This window comes from Salinicola sp. NYA28a (assembly GCF_976982775.1).
Map to the genome: position 1 here is coordinate 1,750,242 of NZ_OZ334582.1, position 12,607 is coordinate 1,762,848.

The 12,607-nt window shown below is 61.4% G+C and carries 13 protein-coding genes; 7 read left to right on the forward strand and 6 right to left on the reverse strand.

Annotated elements, in window-relative coordinates; genetic code table 11:
- Positions 1-55: 55 nt before the first annotated feature.
- On the reverse strand, positions 56-973 hold the full coding sequence (gene argF, locus ACWHY3_RS07850) for an ornithine carbamoyltransferase (protein WP_332779941.1): 918 nt from the start codon (positions 971-973) through the stop codon (positions 56-58).
- On the opposite strand from argF, the gene ACWHY3_RS07855 reads away from it, so the two are divergent.
- The gene (locus ACWHY3_RS07855) at positions 972-1,175 is read left to right on the forward strand and encodes a hypothetical protein (protein ID WP_332779940.1); all 204 of its coding nucleotides are present in this window, start codon (positions 972-974) and stop codon (positions 1,173-1,175) included. The two genes, argF and ACWHY3_RS07855, sit on opposite strands and share 2 nt — an antisense overlap.
- Positions 1,176-1,370: 195 nt before the next feature.
- Positions 1,371-1,715, forward strand: a complete 345-nt coding sequence (gene grxD / locus ACWHY3_RS07860) for a Grx4 family monothiol glutaredoxin (protein ID WP_071230395.1) — start codon at positions 1,371-1,373, stop codon at positions 1,713-1,715.
- Positions 1,716-1,779: 64 nt separating this feature from the next.
- Here grxD and rnt read toward each other — a convergent pair whose 3' ends face one another.
- A complete protein-coding gene (gene rnt / locus ACWHY3_RS07865) occupies positions 1,780-2,445 on the reverse strand; it encodes a ribonuclease T (protein ID WP_448127969.1) in 666 nt (221 codons plus the stop codon).
- A 292-nt stretch (positions 2,446-2,737) separates the two neighbouring features.
- Here rnt and ACWHY3_RS07870 point away from each other — a divergent pair, with 292 nt between their 5' ends.
- The 4 genes from ACWHY3_RS07870 (at position 2,738) to ACWHY3_RS07885 (ending at position 5,776) form a co-directional block, all read left to right on the forward strand.
- On the forward strand, positions 2,738-3,958 hold the full coding sequence (locus ACWHY3_RS07870; RefSeq protein WP_087718731.1) for an argininosuccinate synthase: 1,221 nt from the start codon (positions 2,738-2,740) through the stop codon (positions 3,956-3,958).
- Between the two features lie 63 nt (positions 3,959-4,021).
- Complete coding sequence (locus ACWHY3_RS07875) at positions 4,022-4,327, forward strand: HlyU family transcriptional regulator (RefSeq protein WP_087718732.1); 306 nt, start codon at positions 4,022-4,024, stop codon at positions 4,325-4,327.
- Between the two features lie 148 nt (positions 4,328-4,475).
- A complete protein-coding gene (locus ACWHY3_RS07880) occupies positions 4,476-5,138 on the forward strand; it encodes a glutathione S-transferase family protein (RefSeq protein ID WP_087718733.1) in 663 nt (220 codons plus the stop codon).
- 113 nt (positions 5,139-5,251) lie between these two features.
- Positions 5,252-5,776 carry a DUF1161 domain-containing protein gene (locus ACWHY3_RS07885; protein ID WP_087718734.1) on the forward strand — a complete coding sequence of 175 codons (525 nt, stop codon included), beginning with the start codon at positions 5,252-5,254 and terminating at the stop codon, positions 5,774-5,776.
- A 62-nt stretch (positions 5,777-5,838) separates the two neighbouring features.
- On the opposite strand, the gene nth is transcribed toward ACWHY3_RS07885, so the two are convergent.
- The 4 genes from nth to metG all read right to left on the reverse strand — a co-directional run bounded on the left by nth (position 5,839) and on the right by metG (position 11,446).
- Positions 5,839-6,477 carry an endonuclease III gene (gene nth / locus ACWHY3_RS07890; protein ID WP_087718735.1) on the reverse strand — a complete coding sequence of 213 codons (639 nt, stop codon included), beginning with the start codon at positions 6,475-6,477 and terminating at the stop codon, positions 5,839-5,841.
- Positions 6,474-7,481 (reverse strand): RnfABCDGE type electron transport complex subunit B, encoded by a 1,008-nt coding sequence (locus ACWHY3_RS07895; RefSeq protein ID WP_087718736.1) that lies wholly within the window; start codon positions 7,479-7,481, stop codon positions 6,474-6,476. The genes nth and ACWHY3_RS07895 overlap by 4 nt, the downstream gene beginning before the upstream one ends.
- A 54-nt stretch (positions 7,482-7,535) precedes the next feature.
- Positions 7,536-9,140 carry a GGDEF domain-containing protein gene (locus tag ACWHY3_RS07900; protein WP_087718737.1) on the reverse strand — a complete coding sequence of 535 codons (1,605 nt, stop codon included), beginning with the start codon at positions 9,138-9,140 and terminating at the stop codon, positions 7,536-7,538.
- 242 nt (positions 9,141-9,382) lie between these two features.
- Positions 9,383-11,446: a methionine--tRNA ligase gene (metG, locus tag ACWHY3_RS07905; protein ID WP_448127970.1), complete on the reverse strand. Its 2,064-nt coding sequence runs from the start codon at positions 11,444-11,446 to the stop codon at positions 9,383-9,385.
- Positions 11,447-11,666: 220 nt separating this feature from the next.
- Between metG and ACWHY3_RS07910 the strand changes: the two genes are divergently transcribed.
- On the forward strand, positions 11,667-12,596 hold the full coding sequence (locus tag ACWHY3_RS07910) for an AEC family transporter (protein WP_087718739.1): 930 nt from the start codon (positions 11,667-11,669) through the stop codon (positions 12,594-12,596).
- The last annotated feature ends 11 nt before the right edge of the window (positions 12,597-12,607 follow it).

Sequence of the window (12,607 nt, forward strand, 5' to 3'; positions counted from 1 at the left end):
AGAAGGCCGCGAACCTGTCTCGGATCGCGGCCCATTGCGCTTCGCCCGGCAACCGTCAGTCGACCTGACCCAGCAGCAGAAATTCGATCAGTGCCTTCTGTGCGTGGAGCCGGTTGCCGGCTTCCTGCCAGACCACGGCGCGGGGATCGTCGAGCAGCGTCGTGCTGATCTCTTCGCCTCGGTGCGCCGGCAGGCAGTGGAGGAAGATCGTATCGTCTGAGGCCTGATCCAGCAGCGCTTCGGTGACCTGGAAGCCGGCGAAATCCCGCTCTCGCTTGGCCTGCTCTTCCTCCTGCCCCATCGAGGCCCAGACGTCCGTGGTCACCAGATCGGCGCCGCGAACCGCTTCGGCCGGGTCGCGTACGATGACGGCGTGCTCACCGGCGGCGTCGAGGATGTCCTGACGCGGCTCGTAGCCCTCGGGGCAGCAGATGCGCAGCTGGAAATCGAACTGGCGCGCGGCGTTGATCCACGAATGGCACATGTTGTTGCCGTCACCCACCCACACGGCGGTCTTGCCCTTGACCGGCCCGCGGCATTCGGTCCAGGTCATCACGTCGGCCAGCAGTTGGCAGGGGTGATAGTCGTCGGTGAGGGCGTTGATTACCGGGACCGAGCTGGCAGCGGCGAACTCCTCGAGGCCGGCGTGGGAGAAGGTCCGGATCATTACTGCATCGACCATTTCCGACAGCACCCGGGCCGTGTCGCCGATCGGCTCGCCGCGCCCGAGCTGGGTATCGCGCGATGACAAGAACAGCGCATGGCCGCCGAACTGCGCCATCGCGGTCTCGAACGATACACGCGTTCGCGTCGAAGACTTCTCGAAGATCATCGCCAGCGTGCGATTGCTGAACGGCGTGTAGGTCGGGCCGTTCGTCTTCAGGCGGTTCTTGATCGTGATACCGCGCTGAATCAGATAGTCGAGCTCCTCGGCGGAGAGATCCAGCAGGGTCAGAAAATGGCGTGCGCTCATGAGCGAATTCCTGTCGTGGCTTTGGCACAAGGCATGCGGCAATATCCAGGCGCGCCGCACGGCGAAATCGAGATCGTCGGCCGCAATCGCAGGCTATCCACGCGGTCGACTCGGAAAACAACGAAAAAAGCGCCGCGTCCCAAACGCTTGCGAAGGCGTCTGGCGAGACGGCGCCGTGATCGGCCAGTTGTGCGTTTTCTAAAGCCTTGGCCGATCCGTGCGAAAGCCAATCATCCTAACCAACCCCCGCGGGCGGCGCAACGGCATAAGGGAAGCTTCACCAGGCAACGGGGGTGTTTTCAGCCGGTGTCATCAGTAGAATGGAGGCACGGTCATTCACACTCGCGTACACGCGAAGAGTCGATATCGGTCTTCTCTTCCCGCTATAGGACGTCTCATGAGCGATACCATCGAAGCGATCAAGCAGCAGATCAGTGACAACGCCATTCTGCTCTACATGAAAGGATCGCCCCAGTTGCCGCAGTGCGGTTTCTCAGCGCAAGCGGTTCAGGCGCTGATGGCTTGCGGCGAGAAGTTTGCATTCGTCAATATCCTGGATAACCCGGACATCCGTGCCGAGCTGCCGAAGTACGCCAGCTGGCCGACGTTCCCCCAGCTTTGGATCGAAGGCGAGCTGGTCGGCGGCTGCGATATCATCGTCGAGATGTATCAGAACGGTGAGCTGGAGCCCATGGTCAAGGCGGCTGCAGCCAAGGCGGCCGAGGCCTCCAGCGATAGCTGAGCCAGATTGCAGCATCGTCAACGAAACGCCCCGTCATAGGACGGGGCGTTTTTCGTTCCGGCGTTCAGATGTCGTCGAATCCCTGTTCCTTCATGGCGAGATTCCAGCCGCCGAGATCCTTGAAGCGGTTGATGATGGCGCAGAAGAGTTCGGCCGTGCGCTCGGTGTCGTAACTCGCCGAGTGCGCCGAGGAGTTGTCGAAGTCGATCCCGGCCGCCTGGCAGGCCCGCGCCAGCACGGTCTGTCCATACGCCAGCGCCGAGAGCGTGGCGGTGTCAAAACTGGAAAATGGGTGGAAGGGGTTGCGCTTGATATTGCAGCGATTGACCGCGGCGTTGAGGAAGCCCTGGTCGAAGGAGGCATTGTGACCGACCAGAATCGCGCGCGTGCAGTCGTGGGACTTGATGGTCTTGCGAATCGGCTTGAAGATGCCGTCCAGGGCTTCGCGCTCGCTCACCGCGATCTGCTTGCGGAAGGCACTGGATGGGTCGATGCCGGTAAAGTCCAGGGCCGACTGTTCGATGTTGGCGCCTTCGAAGGGCTCGACGTGGAAGGCGATCGTATCAAGCGGCAGCAGGTTGCCCTGTTCGTCCATCGTCAATGGCACGGCGGCGATTTCCAGCAAAGCGTCCGTGGCTGAATTGAATCCGCCGGTCTCGATATCTATCACCACCGGGAGATACCCGCGAAAACGCTGCGCCATCAGCTCCTTCGTGCTGGCGTCCGACATGCAATGACTCCCGTTTCCTTGATGTAAGGATGATGAACTCGTGATGATTGGCGCCGGCTCGACAGGAGCGGATACACGCGGCGACCCGTGTCGTGATCGGATACCGCTCCGGGGCTGGCGACCGCGTAGAGTCTAGCAGTTTCGGTCATTGGCGTCCCGCCGCTTGGTGTTACCCGCCGGCCCGGGGCGTTATAATCCACTTTATGTTTGGTCATAGACTGTGCCCGGTCGAAGACCGCCGTATGCCAACGAAACCTTGTCCATCAAGGCAATTTTGCTAAGGAGCTGTCGCATGTCCGATGTCAAAAAGGTCGTCCTCGCCTATTCCGGCGGCCTTGACACTTCCGTGATCGTGAAGTGGCTGCAGGAAACCTATGCTTGCGAAGTGGTTACCTTCACCGCCGATATCGGCCAGGGCGAAGAGGTCGAACCGGCGCGAGCCAAGGCGCAGGCACTCGGGGTCAAGGAGATCTACATCGAGGACCTGCGAGAAGAGTTCGTGCGTGACTACGTCTATCCGATGTTTCGCGCCAACACGATCTACGAGGGCGAGTATCTGCTCGGTACTTCCATCGCCCGGCCGTTGATCGCCAAGCGCCTGATCGAGATCGCCAACGAAACCGGCGCCGATGCCATTTCCCACGGTGCCACCGGCAAGGGCAACGATCAGGTTCGCTTCGAACTGGGCGCCTACGCGCTGAAGCCGGGCGTCAAGGTCATCGCCCCGTGGCGGGAGTGGGATCTCAACTCCCGCGAGAAGCTGATGGCCTACTGCGAGGAGAACGATATCCCGGTCGACTTCTCCAAGAGCAAGAAGAAGTCGCCGTACTCGATGGATGCCAACCTGCTGCACATCTCCTATGAGGGCGGCATTCTCGAGGATCCGTGGGCCGAAGCCGAAGAGGACATGTGGCGCTGGAGCGTTTCTCCGGAGGCCGCGCCGGACGAGCCGACCTATATCGAGCTCACCTACGAGAAGGGCGATATCGTCGCGATCGATGGCGAATCCCTGAAGCCTCACGAAGTGCTGGCCAAGCTCAACAAGCTGGGCGGCGACAACGGCATCGGCCGTCTCGATATCGTCGAGAACCGCTACGTCGGCATGAAGTCGCGCGGCTGTTACGAGACACCGGGAGGCACCATCATGCTGCGCGCCCATCGGGCGATCGAGTCGATCACGCTGGACCGCGAAGCGGCACACCTGAAAGACGAGCTGATGCCGAAGTACGCCAAGACGATCTACAACGGCTACTGGTGGAGTCCGGAGCGTCGCATGCTGCAGGCCGCGATCGACGAGACGCAGACGTTCGTCAACGGTGTCGTGCGCATGAAGCTCTACAAGGGCAGCGCCGTGGTCGTGGGTCGTCAATCCGAGCAGTCGCTGTTCGACGAGTCGATCGCCACGTTCGAAGACGACGCCGGCGCCTACGACCAGAAAGATGCCGAAGGCTTCATCAAGCTCAACGCACTGCGCCTGCGCATTGCGGCGGGCAAGGGCCGCTCCGCCAACTGAGCATCAGCGGCCGCAGCTCTTGGAGAGTCACCCTCTATCAGAGCGCGGCCGCGGGAGGAACGCATGCTGAAGAAGTTGTTTTCCGGATTGCTGGGCGGCGGCGATGCCAAGCCCGCTGCGCCGCAGAAAGAGCGGGAACCGGTCGAGTACAAAGGGTTCCTGATCGTTCCCGATCCCCAGGACGCCGGGGGTCAGCATCGGGTCAGCGGCTGGATTCGCAAGCCCGTCGAAGGCGGGGAAACACGGGAGCGTCGCTTCGAGCGTTCCGATGTGGTGCCCGGCGAAGACGCCTGCGTCGAACTGACGATCGCCAAGAGTCAGCGTTACATCGATGATGTCGGCGACGAGATGTTCGACCAGCAGCATTGAGAGCGATCGAAACGTTCTCGACGACGGCGCCATCACGGCGCCGTTTTTGCGAATGGCGATGTCAACGATAACTTCCTATGGTTAGTGGACCCCGGATTGAAAAGCGGGGGATTGGAAGTGTTCGAATCGTCGGCAAGGAAGCCAGTCCATGATCACCGTGCATCATCTCGAAAACTCCCGCTCGCAGCGAATTCTCTGGCTGCTCGAAGAACTGGGAATCGAGTATGAAATTCGAACGTATCGCCGGGATCCCGAAACCCTGTTGGCGCCCGATGCGCTGAAGAAGGTCCATCCGTTGGGCAAGTCGCCGGTGATCACCGACGATGCCCATACGGTGGCGGAATCCGGCGCGATCATCGAATATCTCGTCGCTCGCTACAATGGCGAAGCCCTGGTCCCGGATGCGGGGACGCTAGAGCATCTGCGCTATATCCATTGGCTTCACTATGCCGAAGGCTCGGCGATGCCGCTGCTAGTGATGAGACTGGTGTTCTCGAGACTCGGGAAGTCGCCGATGCCCGCTATCCTTCGTCCGGTCGGCAAGTTGCTGGCTAATGGGGTTCATCGAAAATTTCTCGATCCGCAGCTTCGCCTGCATCTCGATTACTGGGAAAGTGAACTGCGGCAGACTGCCTGGTTCGCGGGGGACGACTTCAGCGCGGCGGACATTCAGATGAGCTTTCCGCTGCTGGCCGCGGAAAGCCGTGCCGATTTGTCGCATTATCCCAACATCCGGAAAGTGCTACAGAATATGCGCGATCGCCCGGCCTATCGGCGCGCGATCGAGAAGGGGGGGGAGTTCCGGTTGTGAGGTGTCTCGGTAGCGGATTATCGAGGCGGGTCACGCGTGGCTTGGTATCGCTCGCGCGAGAATTGGCAAGGCGGCTCGCCATTTCTCGCGACGCAATGGGTTGAGGAGTTTCTATGCGGGTCTGTCGCTGGAAAATGGCTATAGTGGCGGGTTTGGGTAGTGTCGGTCTGGCGTCGTCTCTCGCCTGGGCGCAGGCCCAGCCGGGGGATTCCCCGTTCGATGAGCAGCCGGAGACTCGCCTGGCCTGCGAGCGTCTGAAGGGGCAGATCGATCAGACGATCCGGGATAATGGCGCGCGGCATTTTCTGCTCGAGATCGTCGATAATGCCCAGGTGGAAAACGATATCGTCAGGGAAGGCGAACGCTTTGCCGGTGCCGAAGTCGTGGGAAGCTGTGACGGTGGCACACGTAAAGTCGTCTACAGTCGCGACGGCGCGACGGAAATGCGTGTCGAGACACCGCAAGAGAAAACAGCGACATCCAGCCATGTCGATGCATCAAACAGCACTGACGGGGGCGACGGTAGCCATTTACCGGAAACCGCGCCCGCCGCGCCGGAATCCAGCGGTGAAGATGCGGTGCCGACGCGGAAGCGGGCGGATGAAGAGACCGCGCAGGAGCCCGAATCCAGCCCCTGATTGCCTGCTGCTGACTTCCTGCTTCCTGAGTGCCCGATCGTTATCGTCTGATCGGACTTCCGTCAGGCGATATCGATCTTGTCGGGGTATTCACAGAGATCCTCGATCACGCAGCTTCCGCAGCGCGGCTTGCGTGCCAGGCAGGTATAGCGCCCGTGCAGAATCAGCCAGTGATGAGCATCCTTCAGATAGTCGCGAGGCACGAAACGCATCAGTTTCTGCTCGACTTCCAGCACGTTCTTGCCCTTGGCGATCCGCGTCCGGTTGGCGACGCGAAAGATATGCGTATCGACCGCCATGGTCAGCTCGCCGAACGCCGTGTTCAGAATGACGTTGGCAGTCTTGCGGCCGACGCCGGGGAGCGCCTCCAGCCCTTCCCGTGTGCGTGGAATGTCCCCGTCGTACTGATCGACCAGGATATGGCAGGTCTTCATCAGGTTCTCGGCCTTGGTGTTGTAGAGGCCGATGGTCTTGATGTGATCTTTCAGACCGTCGATGCCGAGATCGATGATCGCCTGCGGGGTATTCGCCACCGGAAACAACTTCGCCGTCGCCTTGTTGACGCCCACATCCGTCGCCTGCGCCGACAGCAATACCGCTGCCAGCAGTTCGAAGGGCGTCGACCAGTTCAGTTCGGTGGTCGGATTCGGGTTGTTGGCCTTGAGGCGGGCAAAAATCTGTTCTCGCTTGGTGGCGTTCATGACGTCGTTCCGTGATCGTCGCCAGCGCTGTCGGCAGGCGAATTGGCCGAGGATTGGTTGGCAAGGAAAAGAAGCCGCTCCGACTCGCGAATCTTGTCCTGCGCCTGCGCGATGCCTGCCTGATCGCCCCGGCGCCGGAAATGCGCGAGTTCCTGACGCGCCTTGCGCATCGCCTGCTCTGCCGCTGCCACCGCAATATGCCGATGAGCGGGAGTGGCGCTTTCGCGAGGCGATGACGCCGAGTCGAGCTGGCGATCGATGGCAGCGAGCTGGTCGTCGAATCCGGCCAGACGCTCGAGGAGGGCGGGGCGCTGGGCTTCGTCGGCCTTGTCCAGCTGCCGCTGCAGGCGCTTCCGGCGAGCCGTGAGCGTCGCCCTCTGCGCTTTCAGTGCCGTGACGTCGACCGCGGCGGGCTGCGGTTGCGCTTCGGTCGGGGCTTCGGCCGGTGCGCGCGCCGCGGCGGCACGGCGTTCCCGCTTGCGGCGCTTCTCTTCGGCCTTGACTGCCAGCCGGCGCTTGCGCGCCTCGAAGCGTTGACGGCCGTTCTCGGCACGCCAGTCGAGATAGCGCTGCTGCTCGAGCTCGCTTTCGGCCCGAGCCCACTGCGGGTGTTCGACGAGATCGATACAGTCGACCGGGCAGGGTGCAACGCAGAGCTCGCAGCCGGTACATTCGGATTCGATCACCGTGTGCATCTGTTTGGCGGCACCGAGTATGGCGTCGACGGGGCAGGCCTGGATGCACTTGGTGCAGCCGATGCATTCGGCTTCGCGGATGACGGCCAGTAGCGGCGTCTGCGCGGGCTCGATCAGTTCGAGGGGCGGTTGGCCGGTCAGCTTCGCCAGCCGGTCGCGGGTGACCTCGCCGCCGGGCGGGCAACGGTTGATCGCCTCGCCCTCGACGATCGCTTCTGCGTAGGGGCGGCAGCCATCATGGCCACACTTGCCGCACTGGGTCTGCGGCAATTCGGCATCGATGCGTTCGGCGGTAATCGTGGTGGCCATGTTGTTTCCGAAACGTCGGGACAAGCGGTGGCTCCCGGTTCAAAGAGGCCGGCATTATAAACGCTCCTCCGCATGGCTTCGAGAAGCCTTTCCGAGATCGCATTCGATCCGGTTGCGGCCTCGCTGTTTGGCGCGGTAGAGCGCGGCATCGCATCGTGCCAACAGCGTCGGCGGAGAAAGCTCGTCGATGGCGCAGATCGCCACGCCCACGCTGACCGTGACAATACCCAGGCGGGACTTGTCGTTCGGCAATTTCATCTGCGCGACCGCGCTGCACAACGCGTCAGCAAGTTGCGCGACGCGGCTGGGCGAGGTGCCCGGCAGAATGACAGCGAACTCTTCGCCGCCGATGCGGGCGAGAAGCGACCGATCGATCGCCAACTGCTGCACGGTTTGCTGGAGACACTTGGCCAGGCGGGTCAGGCAGCGGTCGCCTGCCGGATGACCGTAGAAATCGTTGTAGTTCTTGAAGTAGTCGATATCGAGCAGAATGCCGGCGACCGGCACGGGGGGCTGCGATGCGTCCATCAGGTCATTCAGTCGTTCATCGAACAATCGGCGATTGGCCAGACCCGTCAAATGGTCCGTCTGTGACAGGTTGAGCAGTTGAGACGTCCGGTGTCGCTGATGCTGGATCAGGTGCAGAAACTCACGCGACAGCGCGCCGATTTCATCCTGGCGATGCAGAAGCCGTTCCGGCAGCTCGGCCTGTGTGGCGTCCTGCTTGGCCTGTTGGGTAAAGGTCGCGAGCTGGCGGAGCGGGTGCAGTACCACCAACTCGAGCAGCAACAGCACCAGGACAATCACCGTCAGTAACAGGCCGGCCGTCCACCACTGCGCGTAACGCACGGTAGCCATGCGCTCCAGAAAGGCATCTCGCGGCAAATAGGTACTTAACAGTGTGGGCGCGTCTCGAGGGTTGAGTGATAGCGTTTTCGCGACGTGGATGCGTCCATCCCCGGTTGGGGTGATTTGCAGTTCGGGTGGCACCTCGGCAGGCGGTAGGGGCAGGACATCGACTTCCCGACCCGTCTGCGCCGCCATTCGCGCCTCCCATTGGTCATCGAGAAACTGGATCTGGACGAGCCACCCCTGCATCGGGCCACTCTCGTCCGTGCGGAAAATGGGATGAATGGCCGCGTAATACAGCCGGTCCCCCTGGCGTTCCAGATGCGTGCTGGCGGGCTGATTTGCCGATCCGAGCAGTGGCCTCAGCTTGTCGGCATAAGATTTTGCCCAGGCGCAGTCGTCGCTTTGGCCGGGACAGGAGTCGTATCGATCGCTGGCCGGGTCGATGCCGGCGATCCAGTGAAGATCGGCTTGCCGGTCGAAGAACAGCATGAACTGATAATCGAGATCCTCGAACATGTTGCGGCTGAAGTTAGAGGCTGCGTAATTATCGTCGCTTCCCTGGATAAAGGCATAAGTGTCGTCCCACGTAGCCCAATCCTTGGCACTCAACAGCAAGGTCTGCATTTCGCGTTCGATCGTATGCTCGAGCCTGTCGAGCTCGTTGATCGACTGCTCGCGTTCGTCCCGGATCATGCCGGGGTAGACGATGAGACTGCCGATGAATACGAGTGCCAGCATCGCGGCGACCAGCAGCGCCATGAGGCTGATCAGAAAGCGACCGCGCAGCGAGAAGAAGGCTGATCTCATAATGTAGATGACCTGTTCAGCACGTCGGTTATGGCACTGGCGCCAAGGATGGGAAAGCTAATCTTTCTTAATATCGGCTTCTCCTTGTATTGTCTTGAACAGATAAATAAAAGTCCCTGCGAGTTTTGACTTGCTTCTTCGCCTGAATAAATGCTCTGGCAGTATTTCGGGGATGATTTATCTGTTCAAACAAAAAACGCGCGGCGAGGCCGCGCGTTGGTAAGAGTCTCGATTTCCGTGGGTCAGGTCACGCGCTGGCCCGGCTTGGCGCCGCTGTCGGGAGAGAGCAGATAAATACCGTCGTCGTCACCTGCAGCCAGCACCATGCCTCCCGAAACGCCGAAGCGCATCTTGCGCGGTGCCAGGTTGGCGACCATGACCGTGAGACGACCCTCGAGTGCCTCGGGGGCGTAGGCCTTGCGGATGCCGGAAAAGACGGTGCGCGTCTCGCCGCCGAGATCGAGCGTCAGCTTGAGCAGCTTGTTGGAGCCCTCGACGTACTCGGCCTGGTCGATCCGGGCGATCCGCAGATCGACCTTGATGAAATCGTCGAAGGCGATCTCGTCGCTGATGGGATCATCGGCCAGCGGCGTTTTTTGCTGGTCGTCGGCGGAGGGCGCCTTGCCGGTCAGTTTCTTCTCTTCCTCGAGCACTTCCTTCGAGGCCTCGATCATCGACTCGATCCGGTCGCTCTCGACACGGGTCATCAGCGGCTTGAACTTGCCGATGACATGGCCTTCCAGTACGTGCTGGCGGCTCTCCCAGTCGAGGCTGTCGACCTGCAGGAAGACACGCGCCTGCTCGGCCATGGCCGGCACCACCGGCTGCAGATAGACCGTCAAGGTGCGGAACAGGTTGATGCCCACCGAGCAGATATCGATCACTTCCTGCTCGCGACCGCCTTCCTTCGCCAGCACCCACGGTGCCTTGTCGGCGATGTAGGTGTTGGCTTCGTCGGCGAGTTCCATCACCTTGCGCATGGCGCGGCCGAACTCGCGCGCCTCGAAGTCCGCCGCGATCTCGTCACCGGCGTGGATGAATCTGGCGACCAGTTCCGGCTCGGTGCAGGTCGCGGAAAGCTGGCCGTCGGCGAGCTTCTTGATGAAGCCTGCACAGCGGCTGGCGATGTTGACCACCTTGCCGACCAGGTCCGAATTTACGCGGGCGGCGAAGTCCTCGAGGTTGAGATCGAGGTCGTCGACGCGCGAGGTCAGCTTGGCGGCGAAGTAGTAGCGCAGATACTCCGGGTTGAGATACTCGGCGTAGGTCTGGGCCTTGATGAAGGTGCCGCGGGACTTGGACATCTTGGCACCGTTGACGGTGACGAAGCCGTGGCAGTTGACGCCGGTCGGCGTGCGCATGTTGGCACCTTCGAGCATCGCCGGCCAGAACAGCGCGTGGAAGTAGACGATGTCCTTGCCGATGAAGTGGTAGACCTCGGCGGTGGAGTCGGCCTTCCAGTAGCTGTCGAAATCGAGACCTTCGCGGTCGCACAGATTTTGGAAGCTCGCCAGATAGCCGATCGGCGCGTCCAGCCAGACATAGAAGTACTTGCCCGGCGCATCGGGAATCTCGAAGCCGAAGTAGGGCGCATCACGGGAGATGTCCCACTCGTTGAGGCCGGCCTCGAACCACTCCTGCAGCTTGTTGGCGATCTGCGGCTGCACGCGGCCCGAGCGTGTCCACTGTTTGAGAAAATCCTCAAAATTGGGCAGCTTGAAGAAGTAGTGGGTCGAAGTCCGCACTTCCGGCGTGGCGCCGCTGATCGCCGAGACCGGGTTGATCAGTTCCGCCGGCGTGTAGGTTCCGCCGCACGCTTCGCAGTTGTCGCCGTACTGATCCTCGCTGCCGCACTTGGGGCAGGTGCCCTTGATGAAGCGGTCGGCCAGGAACAATCCCTTGACCGGATCGTACATCTGCTCGATGTCGCGGGTGCTGATATGGCCGGCATCGCGCAGCGCGGTGTAGATCCGCTCGCTGTGGATTCGGTTCTCTTCCGAATGGGTCGAATGGTAATTGTCGAACGCGACGCCGAAACGGGCGAAATCCGCCTGATGCTCTTCGCTGACCTTGGCAATCAACTGCTCCGACGTAATGCCTTCCTGCTCGGCACGCAGCATGATCGCGGTGCCGTGGGCGTCGTCGGCGCAGACGTAATGACATTCGTGGCCGCGACTTTTCTGGAAGCGCACCCAGATATCGGTCTGGATATACTCCAGCAGGTGACCCAGGTGGATCGAGCCGTTGGCATAAGGCAGAGCGCTGGTGACGAGGATCTGGCGCGAAAGCGAGGCGTTGTTCGACATGGCGACTGGAACATTCCCGTAACGGAACCCGAGGTGGCGCAGTATCGATGGCCCCACGGGATGGATAGGCTGAAAACTTGGTCGACGATTGTAGCATCGCTGGGCTGGATTCGCGCTGATGCGTCTGAACGAGTCATGACCACATCATCGGCCCGGATATCGATTCGAGTGTTACAGTTAGCGGCCAAATCTCTACAGCCTGTCGCTTTAGGAGCCCGGGATGGCCGATGTCGATCTTTCGCAGTCACTGTGGATGCTGCTGTTTTTCGTGGCTCTGGGGTGGGTCGCGTCGCGGCATCTCAAGGTCGATCCGCGGCCGATCGCGACATTGCTCGTCTACATCATCTCCCCGCTGACCTTCTTCAACGGCCTCACCCAGGGGCATCCGACCCCCGACAAACTCGTGTTGACGGGGAGTGTGCTGCTGCTGGCGGCGCTGCTCTGCCTGGTCATCAATGCCCTGGCGGCACGCTTCTTCGGGGACCAGGAGCGGGCGCTGCTTGCCTTCTCGGCGGGCACGGGCAACACCGGCTATTTCGGCTTTCCGATCGCGCTGGTGCTGCTACCGCCGGAGGGCGTGACCCTCTATCTCTTCTGCATGCTGGGAATCTCGCTCTACGAGTTCACGGTCGGCTTCTATGTCAGTGCCCGTGGCCGTTTCTCGGTCAAGGAGAGTCTCGCGAGGCTGGCGAAACTGCCGCTGATCTACGCCTTTCTGGCCGGCATGCTGGTCAGCGCTCTCGGCTGGCATATTCCGGATGTGGCCGTGGACGGGCTCGATTACTTCAAGTACTGCTTCACGGTGCTGGGAATGATGATCATCGGCATGACGCTGGGGCGCGTCACGTGGAGGGCGTTCGATGGCCGTTTCGTGGCCGCCTGCATACTGGTGCGCTTTCTCGTCTGGCCGTTGGCCACGCTGCTGATGGTGGTGCTGCTGCGCGCGAGCGTGGGGATTTCCGACTCGCTGGCATTGGCATTTCTGCTCATCGGTGCGGTGCCCATGGCCGCCAACGTCGTGGTCATCGCCATGGAGCTGGACATTCGGCCGGAGAAGGGCGCCATCGCGGTGCTGATCACCACGCTGGCCGCCCCGGTGCTGATACCGGTCTATCTCGGCGTGGTGCTGCCCTGGGTGCTCTCTTTCTGAGTGGAGGCCAT

Excerpts from the sequence above, each read along its gene's own strand:
- ACWHY3_RS07880 (WP_087718733.1), top strand. The coding sequence starts at position 4,476 with ATGATCACCGTGCATCATCTCGAAAACTCCCGCTCGCAGCGAATTCTC.
- ACWHY3_RS07895 (WP_087718736.1), bottom strand. The coding sequence starts at position 7,481 with ATGGCCACCACGATTACCGCCGAACGCATCGATGCCGAATTGCCGCAG.
- ACWHY3_RS07900 (WP_087718737.1), bottom strand. The coding sequence starts at position 9,140 with ATGAGATCAGCCTTCTTCTCGCTGCGCGGTCGCTTTCTGATCAGCCTC.
- ACWHY3_RS07855 (WP_332779940.1), top strand. The coding sequence starts at position 972 with ATGAGCGAATTCCTGTCGTGGCTTTGGCACAAGGCATGCGGCAATATC.
- metG (WP_448127970.1), bottom strand. The coding sequence starts at position 11,446 with ATGTCGAACAACGCCTCGCTTTCGCGCCAGATCCTCGTCACCAGCGCT.
- nth (WP_087718735.1), bottom strand. The coding sequence starts at position 6,477 with ATGAACGCCACCAAGCGAGAACAGATTTTTGCCCGCCTCAAGGCCAAC.
- ACWHY3_RS07875 (WP_087718732.1), top strand. The coding sequence starts at position 4,022 with ATGCTGAAGAAGTTGTTTTCCGGATTGCTGGGCGGCGGCGATGCCAAG.
- ACWHY3_RS07885 (WP_087718734.1), top strand. The coding sequence starts at position 5,252 with ATGCGGGTCTGTCGCTGGAAAATGGCTATAGTGGCGGGTTTGGGTAGT.
- ACWHY3_RS07870 (WP_087718731.1), top strand. The coding sequence starts at position 2,738 with ATGTCCGATGTCAAAAAGGTCGTCCTCGCCTATTCCGGCGGCCTTGAC.
- grxD (WP_071230395.1), top strand. The coding sequence starts at position 1,371 with ATGAGCGATACCATCGAAGCGATCAAGCAGCAGATCAGTGACAACGCC.
- ACWHY3_RS07910 (WP_087718739.1), top strand. The coding sequence starts at position 11,667 with ATGGCCGATGTCGATCTTTCGCAGTCACTGTGGATGCTGCTGTTTTTC.
- rnt (WP_448127969.1), bottom strand. The coding sequence starts at position 2,445 with ATGTCGGACGCCAGCACGAAGGAGCTGATGGCGCAGCGTTTTCGCGGG.
- argF (WP_332779941.1), bottom strand. The coding sequence starts at position 973 with ATGAGCGCACGCCATTTTCTGACCCTGCTGGATCTCTCCGCCGAGGAG.